A 20119-nucleotide genomic window follows, 5' to 3' on the forward strand; every position below is an offset into this window, starting at 1 on the left:
GCTGTCAGAGCTGGTCGGGGCGCAGGTAACCGAGTTCGGCGAACTCGGCGCGATAGGCGTCGATCAGCCCGGCCGCGGCCTCCGGGCCGACCAGCGGGTGGGCGGCCATCGCGCGGACCGCCGCCGACCGGGACCCGGAACGGGCCGCGTCCAGGACATACCGTTCGGCCGACTTGACCGACCGGACCAGCTCGGTGCCGTGCGCGGGCAACGGTGCCACCCGCTGCGGGACGGCACCGTTGCCGTCCACCGTGCAGGGCACCTCGACGACCGCGTCGTCGTCGAGGATGCCCAGCGTGCCACGGTTACGGACGTTGAGGATCAGGGTGGCCGGCTCATGGTGGGCGAGAGCCCGCATGACGGCCAGTGCCACACCCTCGTACCCGGCCGGGCGCGATTCGTCGTGCTCGCGCTCTCCGGCACCGGCCAGTTCACGGTTCTCGGCCATGTAGGTCGCCTCGCGTTCCCGCCAGGCCCGCAGCCAGGCGTCGAGGGGATCGCGGGCGGCGATCTCGGCATAGCAGCGGTGCTGCTGGCCGAGCAGGAACTCACCGCGCGTCTGCGCCGCGTCCCGCACCGCGGCGAGCGTTCCCGTGGCGTCGTAGTAGTAGTGCAGATACTCATTCGGTACGGCACGAAGCTCGCGGAGACGGCCGGCACCGAAGAGCCGTCCCTCCTCGATCGACTGGAGCCGCACCGGGTCGGCGAGAAGCACCTCGAGCAGTCCCGCCCCGGCGGAACCAGGGCTCCCGCCGTGCGCCGACCCGGACCCGGCGGATGCGGGTACGTGCCAGGACGCCGGCGCCGTTGCGGGGACAGGTGCAGACGCGGGCGGCGCTGCCGGTGCGGGCGCGGCGGCCGTAGCGGGTGCGGGCGTGAGGGCAGAGGTCGGTGCCGGCGCTGACGCCGGTGCCGGTGCCGGTGCGGGGGCGGCTGAGCTTGAGCCGCCTGCGGATGGCGGCGTGGGCCGGTCGAGGGGGTGGACGCCGTACAGCCAGCCGAGATGGTTGAGGCCGGCATAGTCGACGCGCACCGCGGCCGGGTCGGCTCCGATCGTCCGCACCACCCGGTCCACCAATCCGGACGGGGAGTCGCAGATGCCGATGACCCGGTCACCGAGATGGACGGCCATCGCCTCGGTGACCAGGCCCGCCGGATTGGTGAAGTTGATCGTCCAGGCGGCGGGGGCGAGGCGGGCGATCCGTTCGGCGATCCGCTGGGCTTCCGGGACGGTGCGCAGGCCGTACGAGATGCCGCCCGCGCCGACGGTCTCCTGGCCGAGCACCCCCGCTGCGAGGGCCACCCGCTCGTCGACGACCCGGCCGCGCAGACCACCGACCCGGATCGCGCAGAACACGAAGTCCGCACCGGTGACAGCCTCGTCGAGGTCCGTGGTGACGATCAGCACCGGCGCGTCCGGAACGTCCCGCGCCTGCGCCGCCAGCACCCGGCCGATCGCGTCGAGGCGGGCCTTGTCCACGTCGTGCAACGCCAGTTCGGTGATCCCGGTACGCCGCCGGTCGGCAAGCAGCGCGCGGTGCACCAGCGGAACCCGGAAACCGCCGCCACCCAGAATCGTCAGTCGCATCCCATCTCCATGTCTGACCAGGTTCCCTCGTCGGGCGCCGTATCGCCCCGATCCCCGAGCCGAGCCCGCCCGGCCACTCAGTCACTCAGCCCTCGGCCACCCGGCCACCCGGCCACCCGGCCACCCGGCCACCCGGCCACTCCCAATCTTCCGTGCCGTCTCTCACCGCTGCCTCGACCCGGCCGAGAAAGCGTGCCCGGACCAGTCCAAAGGATGGCAGGAGCCCTGGTAGGCGTGGCGCAGAGCTCCAGCCGTCGAGGTCAAGCTCCCGTAGGACGGCGACCGACGGGCACGAAGACAGGTCGGCTGATGACAACGGGTTGACTGATGACGATGCACAGAACGAAGCTCGCTTCCGCCATCCCGGCCGCTGATCGCTGTGGGAGCAGCTCTCCAGAGGCGTGCCCCCGACGCGAACAGCGCCTCCCCATCCCCGTGATGATCTGTGCCGCGATGCAGCCTCCGACCACCACGCTGCCGGGCATGCGGGCGTGCGGTCACTTGTCGCGCGGCCCGTAGGCGCAGATCACCACACCCTGTCCGGTACGCGGGGCGTGCGGTGACCCGCGGCTCGCCCGCGGGCGCAGCCCACCACACTGCCGGGCATGCGAGCCTGCGGAGACTTACGGCCCCCGCGGGCGCAGATGACCACACGCAGCCAGGCGCGCCGGACGTGCGGTGACCTGTGGCTCACCGGTGGGCGTAGGTGGCCACGCTGCTGGGTGCGCGGGTGTGCGGTGACCTGCGGCTCGCCCGTGGGCGTAGGTCACCGCGCTGCCGGGCGAAGTACGTCGTGTGGTGATGTGTGGTGTGGAGCGGACCGCGATTCACCACGCATGATCGCCGGGAGAGGGAGGGGGAGGAAGGGGGAGGGAGGTGGCACTGTGCGGGAGGGGAAGGCGAGGGACTGTGTGGGCGCCGGCTGGCGGTGAAAGGTCAGCCGGGCTGCGGGACGCCTGGCACAGGGGCGGGCCGGTGCCGCGGTGGGGTGGCATTTCCGGTGGATGGTCAGTGGTCGGGTCCGGCGTCGGAGAGGCGGGCGATCGTCGCGGTGGCTCGGTGGACCGTGTTCTGGCGGCCCGGGGGGATCACGTCGTCGAGGAAGCCGTAACGGGCCTTCAGGTCGGGGTGGCCAGGGGCGTGGCGGGTGGTCCGCCACCAGTCGGCGATGTCGCCCCAGCCGGGGGCCGACAGGGAACCGCCGAAGTGCTGGACCGAGAGGGCTCCGACCAGGGTGGCGAAGGCCAGGCGGTCGGCCAGGGGCCAGCCGCTGAGGGTGCCGGTGATGAATCCGGCGGTGAAGACGTCACCGGCGCCGGTCGGGTCCAGGGCCTCGACCGGTACGCCGGGGACGGTCGCCACCTCGCCGGTGGTGCCGTCGACAGCCAGGGCGCCCTCGGCACCGCAGGTGACGACCACGACCGGAACCAGGCCGGACAGTTTCTCCAGTGCCTGACGGGGCTCGTCGGTACGGGTGTAACGCATCGCCTCGACCGCGTTCGGCAGGAACGCGTGACAGTCGGCGAGAACGCCCAGGACGTCGGAGGACCACTTGTCGGTCTCGTCCCAGCCGACGTCGGCGAACACCATCGTGCCGGCCGCCCGGGCCCGCCGGACCCAGCCCATGCCGTCGGGTGCCAGGCTGACCGCGGCGCTGCGGGCCGGTGGCAGCCCGTTGACCAGGCCGTCCTCGTCGGTGGGGAGCGGATGCCCGTGGGTGATCATGCTGCGATCGCGGTCGTATGCCAGGGAGACCGTCACCGGGGAGTGCCAGTCGTCGACCCGGCGTGAGGCGGACAGGTCGATGCCCTCCTGGTGGCTGAGCACCCGGTGGCAGAACTCGCCGTAGGCGTCGCTGCTCAGCGCGGTGCCCAGGCCCGTGTGCAGGCCGAGCCGGCTCGCGCCGACGGCCAGGTTGGCGACGCCGCCGGGGCAGGAGCCCATGCCGCTCGCCCATACCTCCGCGCCGGGGGCGGGCAGCTCGCGAAGACCGGTGAAGATGACGTCGAGGTAGACGACTCCCGGGACGAAAAGGTCGAGCGGTCGAGCCATCGTCCGATCTTAGCCCCGCTCCTATCGGCCGAGTCGTGATTGATCACCGAGCCTTTCGCAGGTCGGCGTGGGTGGCACGCAGGGTGTCGGCGGCCCGGTCGGTGCCGGGGGGCCGGACGGCGTCGAGCATCCGCCAAGCCTCGTCCAACGCTTGGGACAGCTCGCCGATCCGCTGGGCGTGCTGCCGCCGGACGTCCTCGCGAACCTTCTCGATCCGCCGCATCCAGCCCTCGGCACTGACCGACGACGAAGGCGCCGGCGAAGACCCGGCCGCGGAGACCGGCACAGACGCAGCCGGAGAAGCGGACGGCGGAAAAGGCACGGACCCGCCCCGAGAAGCAGGCGGCGGAAAAGGCGCGGACCCGGCCGGAGAAGCAGGCGAAGAAGGCCAGGACCCGGCCGGAGAAGCAGGCGAAACAGGCGAAGCAGGCGAAGGGGAGGACGGCGGAGGAGCAGGCGGCGGAACCGGAGCGTCCGGCCGGAGGCGACGGCCGAACGCGGGATTCACCGAGGAGGGCGCAGCGGGATCGAGGGACGGCGAGGGGAAATCCGGGGACGGCGAAGAAACAGCCCGGGACGGCGCGGAAGAAGCCCGGGAGGACGAAGAAGAATCGGGACGGACCGCGGGAGAGGACTCAGGACGGTGGAGGGGAATGGCGGGAGCTGAAGACGCCGATGGATCTCCGGGGGCCACGCGGCGATTGTCGATCACAACGGATGCGGGCACGATTGCGGCGATCGGCCGGCCGTTGTCGACCAGGACAGTGACCTGCCCGGTCAGCCCGGTCACCCGGACCAGTTGCTGGAACCGCAGGCGAGCCTCAGCGACCGTGAGTTCGATCCGGCGGCGAATAGGCGTTGCTGGTTCTCCCATATCTCGATGATGCGCCGGGGGTATGACAAAAATGCGTGGGCGGTACTCACCCGTACCGATAGATTGCGAAAATGATCTCTGCCAGCGATGTGCGTACCGCCGTTTCCCTCGCCGCCGGTACCCTCCGGGCCGCCGCCGGGCAGGACTGGCGTGTCCCCGCCGGCGACCTGACCTGGTCCTGCCGGGAGACGGTCGAGCACATCGCCGACGATCTGTTCGCGTACGCGGGTCAGCTGGCCGTGGAGGGCACCCCGTCGTCGTCCTCGGTGCCGTTCGGCTGGCGGCGCAACCGGCCGGAGGGGCCCGCGCTGACGATCTACGTCGAGGAGACCACGGACAACGAAGGCCTCCTACAGGTGCTCGAGTCGTCGGGTGGCCTGCTCGCGGCGGTGGTCGCGGTGGCTCCTCCGGAGCGGCGGGCCTTCCACCCGTACGGCGTCTCGGATCCCGCGGGTTTCGCCGCGATGGGTGTGGTGGAGACCCTGGTCCACATGCACGACGTGGCCGCGGGCCTGGGCCTGCCGTGGTCGCCGCCGGAGGATCTGTGCGACCGGTCGCTGCGCCGGTTGTTCCGCGACGTGGCGGCGACGACGACCTGCCTGGGCAGCCGCTGGACCACGCTGCTGTGGGCGACCGGCCGCCTCGAGCTGCCGGGCCGCCCGAGGCGCGAGAACTGGAAGTGGGACGGCACCCCGGCTACCTGAGCCGGTAGGCCTCGAGCAGCTTCATCGACTTCTCGGCACCGTCGTTGAGCACGGCCAGGTCCACATCGCTGAAGATGCGCGGCCGGTCGTCGATGACGCAGTGCGAGCCCAGCGCGTGCCCGCCACGCCCGATCAGCGGTACGCCGAAGTAACTGCGCAGGCCGGTCATCTGCAGTAGCGGGTTGTCGGCGTGCCGGGGGTCGGTCGCCCCGTCGCTCACGCGGTACGGCGCGGCGCCGAGGACCGTGTTCGTGCACAGTGCCCATTCGGCGGGGACGCCCTGTGCGTCGGCGACCCATCCGGCCACGCCGTGCGAGCCGAGGATGAACTGCGACATGTCCAGCACCACCGACACCAGCGAGACGGATGCCTCGAGGAGCCCTGCGGTGCGCTGCGCGATGGCGTCGAGGCTGGTCCGCAGGTCGGGGTCGAAGAGGTCGTACCCGGCGATCTCCCGGATGCGTTCCGGAGTACCGAGACGGTCGAACAGGTCTTGTTTCACGACGTCTCCCGAGAGGGATGAGCTGCGCGGCGGCGGCCGGCCGGGTCGGGGTGCGGAGTCTGAGCGGGGTGCGGAATCATGCCCGCAGCTATCACGTCGGCACCCCGCCGCAACCTCTGAGCACCTGACCGCTCCGTCCCCCGGGGGACGTTAGGCGTGCATCCCCGCGGGTAGACGGACCACATGACGACGGTGCAGAACGAACAGGACGTCATCGAGTTGCTGCTGAGCCAGCACCAGCAGATCAAGGCCCTCTTCCTCAGGGTGAACCAGTCCACCGGGGAACAGAAGCGGGACGCGTTCCAGGAGCTGACCCGGCTCCTCGCCGTGCACGAGAGCGCCGAGGAGCAGGTGGTTCATCCGGCGGCCCGGGACGATGCCGGGGACGCCGTGGTAGAGGCCCGACTGCAGGAGGAGAACGACGCCAAGCGCGCGTTGTCCGAGCTCTACGACCTGGGGGTGGATGCGCCGGGATTCGACGAGCGGTTCGCCGCCTTCGAGGCCGCGGTGCTCAGCCACGCCCTGCACGAGGAGCAGGAGGAGTTCCCGCAGCTGCGTACGAAGACCGATCCGGGCACTCTGGTCCGGATGGCCGGGGCGGTGCGGGCGGCCGAGGCGGTCTCGCCGACCCGGCCGCATCCCGCCGCCGGCGAGAACCCGGTGGCGAACCTGATCGCTGGTCCGCCGCTGGCGATCTTCGACCGGACGCGGGACGCCGTCCGGGACTGGCGGCAGTCGCAGAAGGACTGACCCACCGGGAATGCGGGGTGATCCGCAGCCGGCGCAGGAAGAGCGCGAACGGGTCACCGAAGGTGCGGGCCGCCGTGTTGAGAAGCAGCGCGGCGGCCACCATCCCGACTGCGGGCACGCCCACCAGCAGGGCGATCACCGAAACGGTCAGACCGCCCCAGACCATCACGCGCAGCCCGATGTCGGCGACCGGGATGCCGCTGGGCCGCTGCCGCGTCCAGATCGGCAGGAACGACGACGCCAAGGCGAGCCCGACGGCACCGAGCACGGCCGCGACCGTGAGGAACGCCTGCGGCCAGTCGAAGTGCCGGCCGAGGGCCCATCCGCCGGAGAGCAGGACGCCGAACCACACCTTGGCGAGCGCCCAGCGCCCGAGACGGACGAGCGGATCCTCGGTGACAGCCGGCATGACTCACCCCGGCCGCAACTTTACCGGCCGATGCCGAAGGCGGTGCGGAAGTCGTCGCGGACCGTCTCCCGGCGGTCCAGGATCGCGAACACCACCCGGTCGAACCACGGGGCGTCGCGCAGCGCCGCGGCGAACACCTCCGCCACCGTGGGCGGCTCGTTGCCGAAGACACCGCAGCCCCAGGCGCCGAGCACCAGATCACGGTGGCCGTGCGCGGCGGCGACCCGTAGCACCCGCGCCGCCCTCCGGGCGAGCGCTCCGCGCACTTCCGGCAGCAGATGTGGCTGGTCGCGGGCGATCATGGCACGGTTCGGGGCGGCGGAGGTCAGGAACGAGACGTCGTACGCCTCCGTCAGGAACCCACCGCGGTCGTCGCGGAAGACCGGCACCCGCGGCGAGTAGATGACCCGGTCGGTGTAGAGCAGTCCCCGGTCCGCCCGGTGGAACGCGTAGAAGTCGCCGGCCGCCCGCAGCGACGGATAGATCGCCGACGCCCGCGCGATGCTCTCCTCCTGGGCCTGCGCCCCGTTGAGGAAGCCGCCGCCGGGGTTACGGGCCGACGCGAAGTTGAGGCAGGCCACCGTCCCGCCGAGCCGGCGCGACGCCTCGAGGCTGCTCTCGCCGGTCACCTCGATGGCCGGCGGCCCGGCCGCGGGGGCGGGTTCGGGCAGCTCGTCGCCGGGCAGGTACAGCCGGGTGCCGGCCACCGAGCGGGCCACCCCGGCCGCGATGGCGACGACGCCGGCGGGGCCCTCGTACCGTCCGCGCTCCACGACGGAGACGGTCTCGTGTGCGATCGCGCGAAGTCTGCCGCTCATGCCGACGATCTTCGGCGAATCCGGCAGTGACCGCCACGCCATTACCGGGGTACGCGGCTCACACCCCACCTACCCGGCACCGCCGGCGCCGTGGTGTCGCCGTCGGGCCGCCACGGTACGGCTCAGGCCGTCCGGAGGGCCTCGGTCGGGGCCATCCGGGCGGCCCGCGCCGCCGGGTAGAGGCCGGCCACGGTGCCGACCAGGACGGCGGCCGCCAGCCCGCCCGCGGCCGCCTCCGGCGGGACCATCGGCTGCCAGCCCTGGTGGTTCGCCAGGATCACGGTCACCGTGGCACCGAGCAGCACACCCACTCCCCCACCGACCGTGCCGAGCAGCATCGACTCGATCACGAACTGCGCCGCCACGTGCCGCCGGGCCGCGCCGAGAGCACGCCGCAGCCCCACCTCGCGACGCCGTTCCAGCACCGAGATCACCATGACGTTGGCGATGCCGATCCCACCGACCAGCAGCGCCACCGCACCGAGCCCGAGGAACAGCGAGGTGCTCGCCTCGGTGACGGCCAGCCGGGCGGTGAGCACCTCGGACGGCTGGCTCACCGCGACCCGGCCGGGGCTCTCCGGGTCGGCGGCGCGCGGCAGCATCAGCCGTACCTGCCCGGTCCGGGCGGTGTCAGTCCGCACGTAGACCCGGCTCGGATGCCCGTCGTAGCCGAACTCGGTCGCGGCCGTACCGAAGCCGATCAGTGCCGCCCGGTCGATCTCCGGAGCGAGCTCCACCTCGTGGAGGATGCCGGCCACCACGAACCAGCGGTCGCCCAGCCAGATCCGGGTCTGCCCGGTCAGATCGGCGATGCCGAGTACGGTCGCCGCCTTGAACCCGAGGACCACCACCGGGTAACGCGCCGTGGCCTCGTCGAGGAACACCCCGCGCAGCAGCGAGGCGTCAAGCGTGGACAGCAGCGCGGTGTCGGTGACCCGGACGTCGAGGCCCCCGCGCCGGTTGTCCGGTACGGCGTCGTTGCGGAAGACGTTCACGTCGTCGAGAAGCGCGGTCGCCGACGCGGACAGCACGCCCTCGGTGCGCCCCATCGACGTGGCCGCAGTGTCCGGGAGCTGTTCCTCGGCGGCGCCGCGGGGCTGCCCGCTGGTCACGGTGAGCAGGTTGGTGCCGAGCCGGTCGAGCTGCGCCAGCACCTGCGCCTGGCTGGACCGGACCGCGCCGAGGACGGCGACCAGGGCGGCGATACCGATGGCCACGCCGAGCACCGACAGCGCGGCCCGGCCCGGACGGGTCCGGAGCCCGATCGTCGCCACCGGCAACAGGTCGGCCATCCGCAGCCGGGACAGTGGGGTCATCAGGCGATCCGTCCGTCCAGGATGGTGACCCGGCGCTGTGCCGCCGCGGCCACATGGGTGTCGTGGGTGATCACCACGATGGTCGTACCGGCCTCGTTGAGCTCCCGCAGCAGTTCGAGGATGCCGTCGCCGCTTGCCGAGTCAAGGTTGCCGGTCGGCTCGTCGGCGAAGAGCACCGCGGGCCGTCCGATCAACGCCCGGGCGATCGCCACCCGCTGACGCTCGCCGCCGGACAACAGCCGGGCCCGATGGTTCATTCGGTGCCCGAGGCCGACCCGTTCCAGGGTCTCCTCGGCCGCGGTCCGCCGCTGCCGGGCCGGCACTCCGCGATAGAGCAGGCCGGTGGCCACGTTGTCCCGGGCGTCGGCGTGGTCGAGCAGAAAGAACTGCTGGAAGACGACACCGAGCCGGTGCGCCCGCAGGCCCGCGAGCCGTCGTTCGCTGAGCTTCTCGAGCGCCTCCCCGGCGATGCGGACCGAACCCGCGGTCGGCCGGTCCAGGCCGGCGGCCAGATTGAGCAGGGTGCTCTTGCCCGAACCGGACGGGCCGACCACGGCGACCATCTCACCGTCGCGCACCGTGAGATCGACGCCGCGGACCGACTCGACCGGCGGGTTTCCCGGGTACGTCTTGCGCACGTCCACGAGTTCCAGGGCCGCGGTCATGATGCCGGCACCTCCACCAGGTCGCCCTCGCGGAGACCGCCGCCGACCTCGACCGTGCCGGACGCGTCGTCGTACAGGCCGGGCTCCACGTCCACAAAGGCGCCGGATGCCAGCCGTACCCGGTACCCGCTGGTTCCCGGGCTTGCCAGCAGCGCCGACACCGGGACGATCAGCACACCTCTGCGTTGCGAGGTGGCCAGGTTGACCTGCACCGACGCCTGGTCGAGTGAGAAGCCGCCCTTCGGCGTGGCGACCCGCATGACGACCTGCACGGTGGCCGCGCCGGGTTCGCCGTTCTCGCCGGTGGTGGACGTGGCCACCGTTCCGACCCGCAGCACCTCGCCGTCGACCGCCCCGGACCCGGGCACGGTGACCGACACCTTGTCACCGGCCTTGATCTGGTTCTGCCGGTCCGCGGTCAGATCGGCGGTGACCACCTGCCTCGTGGTGGTGCCGGTCAGCACCGGCCGGTCCGGGCCGACCGATCCGCCGACCTCGATCTGCCTGGCGGCGACGCGTACCTCCCCGGCCAGGAACACCACGGTCCCGAAACCGAGCGCCCCGGTCCGGGTGACGCCCCATTTCCTCTGGAGTCGTCGCACCGCGGCGGCCGTGGCCCCGGTGAAGTCGCGGTCCACGGTCATCGCGCCGGCCGGGTCGGCGCCGAGAGCTTTCAGGTTGCGTTCGAGCTGGCGGACGTCGTCGCCGTCGGTGACCCCGATGTCCAGGTCCCGGTATGCGGGGACGGTGCCGTGGAGCAGGCGCACCGCGGCACCGTCGGCCCGGTACAGGACACCGCCCCGGCCGACCGTGGAGCCGGGCGCCGCGGCACCGGTCAGCACGCCGGCACCACCGCGGTGGACGATCGTGTACGCGCCGTCGAACCCGTACGTCCCGGAGATCCGGAACCGCTGGGTCACCGTGCCGCGCTTCACCGCGACCGTGCCGGTCGGCACCTCGGCCGCGCTCGCCGAGGCCTCCGGCCGTGAGGTGACCGTGTAGCCGGTGACCAGCGCGCCGGCCGCGACCACCACGCCGGTCAGCGAGGCGGCGACCGTCCGTCCCCGCCGCCGGGTGCTCATGAGATCCCGATCGGGCCGGACCAGATCTTCTCGCAGGCCTTGCGAGCGGTGTCCAGGCGGTTACCCGGTTCGGGCCGCTCGTCCTCCAGCGCCGTGCCCCGCAACGGGAACCGTCCGTCCGAGTCCGGGTCCGGCCACTCCGGTACGCCGTTGTCGCGGTAACACTGCGCGTACTTGCGCAGCGTCTCGACGTCCTGCGGGCCGGGCGGGGCAGGTCCCTCCGGCTCCTCCTCGGCGATGGCGCCTTGCGGGATCCTGTCGAAGACGTCCTGGCAGGCATCCCGGGCGATGCGGAACTTCTCCTCACCCGCCTTCTCCTCGACCGCCTCCATCTCGTCCTCGGGCACTGCGAGGCGGTGCTCCTCGACGTACGGGTCGGGCATGTCGGTGAGGCCGTTGTCGCGCATGCACTGCACGACCTGTTTGCCGAGGGCGAGCAGGGCCTCGTCGGACATGGCCGGAGCGGACGAGGCGGGCGGCGACGGTGTGCCGGTGCCGGCACAACCGGCGAGCGTGACCAGCGCGGCGAAGGCCACGCACCGGATGGCGGTTCTCCTGGCTCTCATGGTGAACAGGCTGGCCTCCGGGTCACCCGCCGGGCGTCCGCGAGCGGTCCGATTCTGCGGGTCCCGGGTATGCCCGCGGTCGTACGCGAACGTCCGACCGCGGACCGACGCCCACCGGGTCGCGGCGCTCTAAACTGGACGAATGTCCTGGGTGATGCGCTTGCGGGGGCTCGCGGTCGACCTCGCGGCCGCCATCGTGCTCACCGCGGCGTCCGCCGGGGAACTGCGCGACGACATCGACCGGTGGTGGGTGTTCACCCTCTTCATGGTGGCGGGCCTGCTCGTGTGCCGGCACCGGCCACTGCTCGCGGTGATCCTCACGGCGATCGGGTCGTTCGGCCATCACGTGCCCGAACCGGCCGGGGTGGAGGCGCTCGACCTGACCGTGCTGATCGCCCTGTCCGCGCTTGCCGCCGCCGACCGGCCACGCCGGGTCGGCGCCATCACGTGCGGCTTCCTGATGGCCGCGATCGCCGGGGTGAGCCTGCTCGGGCCGACGAGTGCCGGCGACCGCCCCGCCTTCAACCCGGACCCGCGGGTCGTGGCCGTCCACCCCGACCGGACCCCGATGATGGTCGCCGAGCCCGACGAGGAGGATGTGGCGGACCGGTTGGCGCAGAGCAGCGGCCTGCTTCTCGTGGTGGCCGCCGCCTACCTGCTCGGCGACAACCTGCGCGGCCGCCGCATCCATCTACGGACCCTGGAGCGGCGCGCCGCCGACCTGGAACGCGAGCAGCGGCAGCGGGTCGCCCTCGCCACCGCGGCGGAACGCTCCCGCATCACCCGCGAGCTGCACGACGTCGTGGCGCACGGCCTCTCCGTCATGGTGGTCCAGGCACAGGGGGCGGCTGCGGCCTTGAGAAGACATCCCGATCGTACGGAGACCGCGCTGCGCGACATCGTCACCACCGGCCGGTCGTCCCTGGCCGAGATGCGGCGCCTGCTCGCCATCGTCCGTGAGGAGCCGGAACTCGCCCCGCAGCCCGGTGTGGAGTTCCTGCCCGAGCTGATCGACCGGATCCGGGCCGCGGGGACGGCCGTCACGTTCACCGTCGAGGGCGACCCGGCGCCGCTGCCGGCCGGGGTCGACCTGTCCGCGTACCGGATCACGCAGGAGGCGCTCACGAACACGTTGAAGCACGCCGGCGAGGGTGCGTCCGCCGTGGTGCGGCTGGGGTTCCTCCCCGGCGTCCTGGAGATCGAGGTGCACGACGACGGCCGGGCACCCGTCGCCCGGTCCGGCCGGGGCACCGGCAACGGGCTGCGCGGCATCGCCGAGCGGGTCCGGCTGCTCGACGGCTCGCTGGAGACCGGCACCGGGCCGGACGGCGGGTTCCGGGTGCTGGCCCGCCTGCCGCTGCGACCGGCCGCGCTTCCGGCGGCTCCCGTGGCGGGTGACCGGTGAGCATCCGGGTCGTGCTGGTCGATGACCAGGTCCTGGTGCGGACCGGCTTCCGGATGATCCTCGACGAGACCGACGACATCGAGGTGGTCGGCGAGGCCGGGGACGGCGCCGCGGCCATCGAGGTCACCGCCCGCACCCGGCCGGACGTGGTGCTGATGGACATCCGGATGCCGGGTGTCGACGGCATCACCGCCACCGGCCGGATCCGGGCCCTCTCCCCCGCACCCAAGGTGATCATCCTGACGACGTTCGACCTGGACGACTACCTGTTCGCCGGGCTGCGCGCCGGGGCCAGCGGGTTCCTGCTCAAGGACACCCTGGCCGAGGATCTGATGGCCGCGGTCCGGGTGGTGGTCTCGGGCGAGGCGGTCACCGCACCGAGCGCCACCCGCCGGCTGATCGCCCATTTCGTCAACGCCCCGGCCGCGGCGCCGGCCGGCCCCGACCATCGGCTCGACCCGCTGACCGCCCGCGAGCGGGAGGTGCTCACCCTGATCGCCCGCGGCCTGTCGAACGCCGAGATCGCCGTCGAGCTGCGGGTCTCCGAGGGCACCGTGAAAACCCACATCGGACGGATCCTGGCGAAGCTCGGCCTCCGCGACCGGGTGCAGGCGGTCATCCTGGGCTACGAGTGCGGCCTCGTCTCGGCCAGCTCCTGAACCGGGACCGTTCATCGACGAGGGTTGCCGCCGGACTGGTGACGAGGGGCTGTCGTCAGGGCGACCGCGCCGGATCGGGGCCGGGTGCCGGTAGGAGCGGGACGCGCGGCCCGTACCATCCACGCCCATGATCGAGTTTCCGCTGATCACCGCTGAGTCCCGGGTCGCTCCGGAACACTTCCACGCCCGCTGGTGCGATGTGGCGACGCATCCCGAGTGGGCGCCCGGAATGGAGTACCTCCGTCTCGAGGGGCCGCTGCACGTCGGGGCCCGCGGCGTCCTCAAGGCACGCGGCGGGCAGGAGACGCTGTTCCTGATCAGTGACCTGGTTCCGGGCCTCGTCTTCCAGGACACGCTGCTGCTCGACGGCGGCGAGCTGACCGTCCGGCACGAGTCGCATCCGCTCGGTACCGGCAGCCGGCTCGAACTGCACGCCCGCATCGACGGTCCGCGCGCCGCCGAGCTGGCCGAGACGATGGCCGGGCTCGAGGAGGTGCTCGCCGCCGATCTGGCGAACCTGGTCGCTCTGGTGGAACGCGAACACTGACCGTCAGCCGGCGAGCCGGAACAGTTCGGCGTGCACCTGCCGGGCCGGGACCTTCAGGCGGCGCAGCGAGTCGAGGACCGCGTTGGTCAGGGCGGCGGGCCCGCACACGTACACGTCCCGATCGCCGATGTCCGGGACCAGGGCGCGCAGGTTCTCCGGGGCGAACGGCTGGTTCGCGCCGCCGGTGCGCCCGGTCAGGACATGCAGCCGGGCACCGCGTTCACGGGCCAGATTGCGCATCTCGCCGAGCAGGACCGCGTCCGCGCCGCTGCGGACCCGGTACAGGACGATCACGTCACCGCCCAGTTCCGGGTCCTCCAGCAGGGAGCGAATCGGGGTGACACCGATGCCGCCGGCGATCAGCAGGGTGGCCGTACGGGTCCGGTGTTCCAGGGTGAACGCTCCGTACGGCCCCTCGGCGAACACCCGCGCACCGATCGGCAGATCCCGGAGGCCGGCGCTGGTGCTGCCGACCCCCTTGGCGGTCAGGCGCAGCGACCGCTCGTTGGGGGCGGCGGACAGTGAGAACGGGTTCACCTGCCACCACCGGTTGTGGCCCGGGAACCGCCACAGGAAGAACTGCCCGGACCGCGCCCGCAGGCGGTCCAGGTCACGGCCGGTGATGTGCACCGACACCACGTCCCCGGACTCCGGCACCACGGCGGCGACCCGCAGCCGGTGCCGGTTGTTGCGCAGCAGCGGCACGACCAGCCGGCCGGTGATCAGGGCGCCGACCGCGAACACCCACAGCCCCCACCAGTAGAGCCAGGTCGCCAGGTTGATCGCAAAGGCGGTGCCCTCGTACAGCTGGTGCACCATGCCGAGCAGCAGCACGACGTAGAGCAGCAGGTGGACGGCGTGCCACATCTCGTACGAGAGACGGCGCCGGGCGATCCGCATCGACAGCACCACGATCAGCACGATCAGGGCCACCGCGACCAGGCCGAGCAGCACCGGAAGCTGCGCCGACAGGGTCAGCGCGGTCCGCAGGACGGACACCCGGTCATGGGTGGCGAAACCCACGATCACGAACGACGGGTGCAGCACCGCCAGCCAGAACACGGTGAAGCCGGTCCACCGGTGCCAGGCGGTCAGCCGGTCCATGCCGAACGCCCGGTCCAGCAGCGGCAGCCTCGCCACGAGCAGGACCTGCACGATCATCGCGAACGCGAGATAGAGGCCGAGCAACCGGCCCGCCGACCCGAACGTGTTGTACGCGGGCGGCCCGGCGGTCACGAACATCAGGTGGATGATCGCCAGGTTGACGACGAGGAAGGTCCCGATCGCGGCGCGCGCGAGAAGGCCGGGGTAGCGGCGGACGGCGAGCGGTTGTGGCTGGGTCACGGCGGTCATCCGGCTCTCCCTGTGAAATCACATCATCAGGGAAGTACCGCCTTCGGCGCCATCCGGTTCACGACAGTCGACCGGCACGGTCAACCGGCGGTGAATGCCTGCGCGTTGCGGACCTGGGCCTCCACGCGAGCCCGGAGCTTGGCGAACGGCGCGGGGTTCCGCTCGATCACGCGTTCCTGATAGGCACGTTCCACGGCGGCGTTGATGTTTACCACGTTACTTTCGCGTTTACATGCGACGTCGGCCGTCGCCGTGGCTGTCTCCTCTTTCGAGGGCAGCTCGGTCTGCAGCCATCTCGGATCGTTGTTGGCGGCCCACGGATCCGGATAATTGAGGCCGGATTTCTTCATGCAGGCCGACCAATCGCCGAATGCCGCACGGACCCGGCTGTCTTTTCTGGCGTCGTCGAAGGATTTGGCGAGCAGTTCTTCGAAGAAGAGATCCGGCAAATCGTATTTGACGCCCTCGGTCAATCTCCGCTCGGCCTCGGCCCCGCATCCACCCTTCGGGACCTGCTTGCCGTCGATCGAGGTGCGCTGGCCGGCCACCACCTGCCGTTCCACGGGCTCCAGGGAGAACTCGTCCTCGCCGCCGGTGGACTCCGCATCGGGCGCGGGATGGTAGCCGTGGTTCCGGGCGTGTGCGTCCTCGGTGATGCCGTATCGCTGCGTGTACCTGCCTTCCACGCTGACCGGCGGTGGAGGCGGTATCTCCTGCTCGAATCCGAGGCCGCGCAGGCACTCGACGACGAGGACGACGCGGGCCCGCTCCACGAGGTTGGACTGCTTGGCATCGAGCGCGAACCGGTCCAGGGGCAGGCTGAGTGTCTTCACATCGACCACCGGGATCACCTGCGGAATCGACGGCTCGGTGGTGTCCTCGGCCGGAGTCCCGGAGCACCCGCTGAGGACGGACACGACAATGACGCCGGCGAGCACCCGGACGATTCCTGCGACTCTGGACCCACTCACGATGACCTCGGTTCGACACGACGCGGCAGTGCGGGGACGACACCACGACTGCACAGCGAACGCCCCCGCGCTGCCGCTACCGACTTACCCGACGACTACGAGCAGGCCGCCTGAACGTGGCTGCTGTACTGGTCGTTGTGCGGCACCGAGAGGTGCGTGGTGTAGGGCCGGATGAACCAGCCCGACCCGCGGTAGTAGGACTCGGTCCAGAACCGCCAGCAACGGTGGTCCATGTTGGACACCGAGCTGACCCGGTCGTTGATGCCACGGCCGTTGTCGAAGTTGTTGCCCGGGTAGTAGCCGTCGTTCACCTCGAACCAGGTGTAGCCGCCGTACAAGCGGGCGTCCTCGTAGAGGCAGAGGTCGTTGTCGATACAGACCTGGTTGGCGAGGGCGGGCGTCGTACCGACCAGAGCCGATGAGATGACACCCGCCACCATTGCGGCAGCAATCATTCCCTTACGCATGGAACTCCCCGTTTTCCATTAGCAGGACATTGATCACGGAGGATGCTAGTTCCGACCTGGACAGAGGGCAAGAGCTTCGATGTGATGCAGATCACCCGCTAAAATGTAACCAGGCATTCACAGGTAAAAACGGGTCGAAAAAAAGATGCCGGGAGACCGCCGGACCGGTCTCCCGGCACACTTTTTACTTGGGGGCGCCCAGGTCGTCGAGCGCCTTGGCGGCACCGCGGTGGACGGTGACCGGGCCGGTCTTGCGGGCCGTGTCCAGGCTGATCTCCTTGGCCGCCGCGTTGGCCTGCTCCAGCTGCGTCTTGCGGTCGAAGAGGGTCCTGGTCAGCACGCAGGCCACGTTCGGGTCGAGGTTGTCGCGAACCAGCAGGAAGTTCGGGACGACGATGGTCTTCACGTCGGCCGGGGTCTTGTAGGTGGCGGCCGGGATGGTGCCCTCCTGGTAGACCTCGTTGATCTTCTGCATCTCCGGCAGCAGCGGCGTGATGTCGAGGAACTCGACCTTGTCCGCACTGGTGGTGAGTAGGTCGGTGATGCCGGGCGTGGGCAGGCCGCCGGAGAAGAACATGGCGTCGATGGTGCCTTCCTTCATCCCGTCGACGGTCTTCGTCAGGTCCAGCTTCTGCGCCTGTACGTCGGTCTCCGCTTTGAGACCCGCCGCGGTCAGCACCCGGTTGGCGATGACCTCGGTGCCGGACTTCGGGGAACCGGTGGAGACCCGCTTGCCCTTCATCCCGGCCACGTCCTTGATGCCGGCATCCTTGCGGACGATCACCTGGGTGTAGTTGGTGTGGATCCGGGCCAGCGCGTTCACCGGCTGCTTGCTGGTGAAGCTGCCGGTCCCGTTGACCGCGTCGGCGGCCGTGTCGGCAAGCGAGAACGCCACGTCGTAGGTGCCGGCCACCAGCTGCTGGATGTTCTGCACCGACGCGCCGGTCTCCGACGCGGTGGCCTGGACGTTCTTTCCGGCCCCGTTCACCTGCTCGGCGAACGCGTTGCCGAGGGCGAAGTAGACGCCCGTGGCGTTCCCGGTGGCGATGCCGACCCTGGTGGCCTGGGCCACCTCACAGGTGACGGTGCCTCCGGTGTCGGTGGTGGCGGCATCCTGCCGGCCGCCGCACGCCGCGGTGGCGGCCGCGAGCGTGCTGACCAGCGTGATGCTCACCGCGGTCCGGTGATTCAGTATTCGTCTCATCGTTTCCTCCCAGAGGGGTGGTGCGGGAAAGGCGACTTACTGGGGGGTCTGTGAGCCGGCGGCAACCGCCTCCGGCGAAGGGGGCGCCGCTTCGCGTCTGTTCTGAAAGGCGGCGATGAGTACGGCCACGAGCAGCACGGCCAGGCCGGCGGCGGCGACGACCGGCTCCAGGTAGAGCAGGAGCAGCCCCGACACACCGGCCAGCACCCGGCTCGCCGGCCCGGCCGGTCCGACGCCGAGTATCCAGCCGCCGGTGGCGACCGCCAGTGCGAGCACCGCCAGCGCCGCCACCGCGGTGGTCCAGAGGATGCCGGTCAGCGGTCCACGGGCGAGCAGGTTTTCACCGTTGGCGGTCAGGACGAACGCGATCGGGGCGAGGAACGCCGGCAGTGCGTACTTCAGCGCCTGCCACATGGTGGGGATCGTGCGCCCGCCGGTGATCGCGCTCGCCCCGACGGCGGCCAGCGCGGTCGGCGGGGTGACCTCGGACAGCACCGAGTAGTAGAAGACGAACATGGCCGCGGCCGGCGCCGGTACCCCGAGACCGAGCAGCGCCGGTCCGATGATCACCCAGCCGATGATGAAACTGGCCGTGACCGGCACCGCCAGACCGAGCAGCGCCAGCGCGAACGCCGCCATCACCACGGTCAGCGCGAGGACCACCTGCGGTTCGTCGGTGATCGCCTTGGCCCCGTTGACGAGCAGCGAGGCGAGCTGGGCACCGAGCCCGGTCTTGGTGGTGGTCGCGGTGATCACCCCGGCGGCGGCACAGACCGCGACGACCGGCAGCACCCCGCGCACCCCGGCCGCGAGCGCCGCGAAGATCCGCGGCGGGGTCAGCCGGGTGGACCGGTCCAGGAAGGACAGGGCCCCGGCCAGTACGGTCGCGTAGACCACCGACCGGGTGGCGCTCTGGCCCAGCGCCAGCAGCACGACGATGACGATCAGCGATGAGAAGTGGTACCCGAACCGGGCCAGCAGCCGCCAGGCGCTCGCCTCCGGGGCGTCGACGGCGCGGACCGCGAACCGCCGCACATCGATCTCCACGGCGAGCAGGATGCCCAGGTAGTAGAGGACGGTCGGGATCATCGCCCAGCCGAGCACGGTCAGGTAGGAGACGTTCAGGTACTCGGCGACGATGAAGGCGGCCGCACCGAGCGTCGGCGGTGAGAGGATCGCGCCGACCCCGGCCGCGGCCAGCATGCCGCCGGCCTGTTCCGGCGGGTATCCGGCCCGGCGGAGCATCGGCCAGGTGACCGCGCCGACGCTTACCGCGGTGGCCGTACCCGAGCCGGAGACCGTGCCCAGGAGAAAGCCGGCGGCGACCGCCGTGCGTCCCGCCGCGCTGCGTGATCTCTTGAATGCGGCGACCGACAGGTCGACGAAGAAGCGGCTCGCACCGGACAGATCGAGCACCGCGCCGTAGATGGTGAAAAGCACGATGTAGGTCGCCGCGACGTCGAGGGGGGTGCCGTAGAAACCGCTGCCGGAGTTGTAGAGAGCGTCGACAATCTGTCCGAAGTCGAGCCCGGCGTGGGCGATCGGCCAGGTCTGCGGCAGCAGGCCGCCGTAGTAGCCGTAGCCGAGGAACATCAGGCAGACGATCGGCAGCGCCCAGCCGGTGGTCCGCCGGCAGGCCTCGATCAGCAGGATCAGCAGGATCGCGCCGAGAACGACGTCGACCGGTTCGAGAAGCCCCTGCCGGCTCAGGAACGCGTTGTATCCACCGGCGAACGGATTCACCGGATAGAGGCAGACGGCCAATGCGGCGGCGGCGAGGGCCCAGTCGACCACGGAGGGCGTTTCCCGGCCTTTGCCGAAGCCCGACTTGTACGCCAGGAACACCAGCGGCAGGGTCCCCGCCAGGAAGATGATCAGGTAGAACTGGCTGCCCTGTGCGAGTGGCCGGAACACCTGCCACAACACGAACACCGCGACGGCGAAGGCGACGATCGACACGAGAGCGCCGGCCCGGCCACTGAGCGCACGGGCGGGCCGTTCCTCGTCGTCGTAGTGCACGGCGGGCGCGCTGGACTCCGCCTCGGCCAGGCGTTGCGCAGCACGGGCCGAAGATCGATCATCGCCCATGAAACGGACCCTACTATGCAACAACCCGTCCGGTAGTCCGTCCCACCCGGCCACTCATCTCAACGAGCGACACCTTTGCCCCGGACGCGTCCGCCCGGC

At 71.2% G+C, this 20119-nt stretch carries 19 protein-coding genes; 5 read left to right on the top strand and 14 right to left on the bottom strand.

Annotated features, from left to right (window positions below; genetic code table 11):
* Window positions 1-4: 4 nt before the first annotated feature.
* The 3 genes from AB0G04_RS07525 to AB0G04_RS07535 form a co-directional block, all read right to left on the bottom strand.
* A complete protein-coding gene (locus AB0G04_RS07525; protein ID WP_360978108.1) occupies window positions 5-1588 on the bottom strand; it encodes a 6-phospho-beta-glucosidase in 1584 nt (527 codons plus the stop codon).
* A 1008-nt stretch (window positions 1589-2596) separates the two neighbouring features.
* Entirely contained in the window at window positions 2597-3640 is a 1044-nt protein-coding gene (locus AB0G04_RS07530; RefSeq protein ID WP_360978111.1) for a PfkB family carbohydrate kinase, read from the bottom strand.
* A 43-nt stretch (window positions 3641-3683) separates the two neighbouring features.
* Window positions 3684-3926, bottom strand: a complete 243-nt coding sequence (locus tag AB0G04_RS07535; RefSeq protein WP_360978114.1) for a hypothetical protein — start codon at window positions 3924-3926, stop codon at window positions 3684-3686.
* Between the two features lie 659 nt (window positions 3927-4585).
* On the opposite strand from AB0G04_RS07535, the gene AB0G04_RS07540 reads away from it, so the two are divergent.
* Window positions 4586-5218 carry a maleylpyruvate isomerase N-terminal domain-containing protein gene (locus AB0G04_RS07540; protein WP_360978117.1) on the top strand — a complete coding sequence of 211 codons (633 nt, stop codon included), beginning with the start codon at window positions 4586-4588 and terminating at the stop codon, window positions 5216-5218.
* Here the strand turns inward: AB0G04_RS07540 and AB0G04_RS07545 are convergent.
* Window positions 5211-5720: a GAF domain-containing protein gene (locus AB0G04_RS07545; RefSeq protein WP_360978120.1), complete on the bottom strand. Its 510-nt coding sequence runs from the start codon at window positions 5718-5720 to the stop codon at window positions 5211-5213. The genes AB0G04_RS07540 and AB0G04_RS07545 overlap by 8 nt on opposite strands.
* Window positions 5721-5903: 183 nt before the next feature.
* Between AB0G04_RS07545 and AB0G04_RS07550 the strand changes: the two genes are divergently transcribed.
* Window positions 5904-6470 carry a hemerythrin domain-containing protein gene (locus tag AB0G04_RS07550; RefSeq protein ID WP_360978123.1) on the top strand — a complete coding sequence of 189 codons (567 nt, stop codon included), beginning with the start codon at window positions 5904-5906 and terminating at the stop codon, window positions 6468-6470.
* 429 nt (window positions 6471-6899) lie between these two features.
* Here AB0G04_RS07550 and AB0G04_RS07555 read toward each other — a convergent pair whose 3' ends face one another.
* From AB0G04_RS07555 to AB0G04_RS07575, 5 genes are all read right to left on the bottom strand, one after another.
* Window positions 6900-7697: a TIGR02452 family protein gene (locus AB0G04_RS07555; RefSeq protein ID WP_360978128.1), complete on the bottom strand. Its 798-nt coding sequence runs from the start codon at window positions 7695-7697 to the stop codon at window positions 6900-6902.
* 122 nt (window positions 7698-7819) lie between these two features.
* A complete protein-coding gene (locus AB0G04_RS07560; RefSeq protein ID WP_360978131.1) occupies window positions 7820-9013 on the bottom strand; it encodes an ABC transporter permease in 1194 nt (397 codons plus the stop codon).
* On the bottom strand, window positions 9013-9678 hold the full coding sequence (locus tag AB0G04_RS07565) for an ABC transporter ATP-binding protein (RefSeq protein ID WP_360978136.1): 666 nt from the start codon (window positions 9676-9678) through the stop codon (window positions 9013-9015). Before AB0G04_RS07565 ends, AB0G04_RS07560 begins: the two co-directional genes overlap by 1 nt.
* On the bottom strand, window positions 9675-10760 hold the full coding sequence (locus AB0G04_RS07570) for an efflux RND transporter periplasmic adaptor subunit (protein WP_360978139.1): 1086 nt from the start codon (window positions 10758-10760) through the stop codon (window positions 9675-9677). The genes AB0G04_RS07565 and AB0G04_RS07570 overlap by 4 nt, the downstream gene beginning before the upstream one ends.
* The gene (locus AB0G04_RS07575; protein WP_360978142.1) at window positions 10757-11326 is read right to left on the bottom strand and encodes a hypothetical protein; all 570 of its coding nucleotides are present in this window, start codon (window positions 11324-11326) and stop codon (window positions 10757-10759) included. Before AB0G04_RS07575 ends, AB0G04_RS07570 begins: the two co-directional genes overlap by 4 nt.
* 142 nt (window positions 11327-11468) lie before the next feature.
* Here AB0G04_RS07575 and AB0G04_RS07580 point away from each other — a divergent pair, with 142 nt between their 5' ends.
* The 3 genes from AB0G04_RS07580 (at window position 11469) to AB0G04_RS07590 (ending at window position 13937) form a co-directional block, all read left to right on the top strand.
* Window positions 11469-12731 carry a histidine kinase gene (locus AB0G04_RS07580; protein ID WP_360978145.1) on the top strand — a complete coding sequence of 421 codons (1263 nt, stop codon included), beginning with the start codon at window positions 11469-11471 and terminating at the stop codon, window positions 12729-12731.
* Window positions 12728-13390 carry a response regulator transcription factor gene (locus tag AB0G04_RS07585; protein ID WP_360978148.1) on the top strand — a complete coding sequence of 221 codons (663 nt, stop codon included), beginning with the start codon at window positions 12728-12730 and terminating at the stop codon, window positions 13388-13390. Before AB0G04_RS07580 ends, AB0G04_RS07585 begins: the two co-directional genes overlap by 4 nt.
* 127 nt (window positions 13391-13517) lie before the next feature.
* Entirely contained in the window at window positions 13518-13937 is a 420-nt protein-coding gene (locus AB0G04_RS07590) for a hypothetical protein (protein ID WP_360978151.1), read from the top strand.
* A 3-nt stretch (window positions 13938-13940) separates the two neighbouring features.
* Here AB0G04_RS07590 and AB0G04_RS07595 read toward each other — a convergent pair whose 3' ends face one another.
* The 5 genes from AB0G04_RS07595 to AB0G04_RS07615 all read right to left on the bottom strand — a co-directional run bounded on the left by AB0G04_RS07595 (window position 13941) and on the right by AB0G04_RS07615 (window position 20020).
* Window positions 13941-15290 (bottom strand): ferredoxin reductase family protein, encoded by a 1350-nt coding sequence (locus AB0G04_RS07595; protein ID WP_360978154.1) that lies wholly within the window; start codon window positions 15288-15290, stop codon window positions 13941-13943.
* A gap of 80 nt (window positions 15291-15370) precedes the next feature.
* Window positions 15371-16228, bottom strand: coding sequence for a hypothetical protein (locus tag AB0G04_RS07600; protein WP_360978157.1), 858 nt, complete (start codon window positions 16226-16228; stop codon window positions 15371-15373).
* Between the two features lie 128 nt (window positions 16229-16356).
* Window positions 16357-16728 (bottom strand): peptidase inhibitor family I36 protein, encoded by a 372-nt coding sequence (locus AB0G04_RS07605; RefSeq protein ID WP_360978160.1) that lies wholly within the window; start codon window positions 16726-16728, stop codon window positions 16357-16359.
* A 184-nt stretch (window positions 16729-16912) separates the two neighbouring features.
* On the bottom strand, window positions 16913-17932 hold the full coding sequence (locus AB0G04_RS07610; RefSeq protein ID WP_360978163.1) for a TAXI family TRAP transporter solute-binding subunit: 1020 nt from the start codon (window positions 17930-17932) through the stop codon (window positions 16913-16915).
* Between the two features lie 36 nt (window positions 17933-17968).
* Window positions 17969-20020, bottom strand: a complete 2052-nt coding sequence (locus AB0G04_RS07615) for a TRAP transporter fused permease subunit (RefSeq protein WP_360978166.1) — start codon at window positions 20018-20020, stop codon at window positions 17969-17971.
* Between the last annotated feature and the right edge of the window lie 99 nt (window positions 20021-20119).

The sequence above is a fragment of the Actinoplanes sp. NPDC023801 genome (assembly GCF_040639655.1).
Classification (GTDB): domain Bacteria; phylum Actinomycetota; class Actinomycetes; order Mycobacteriales; family Micromonosporaceae; genus Actinoplanes.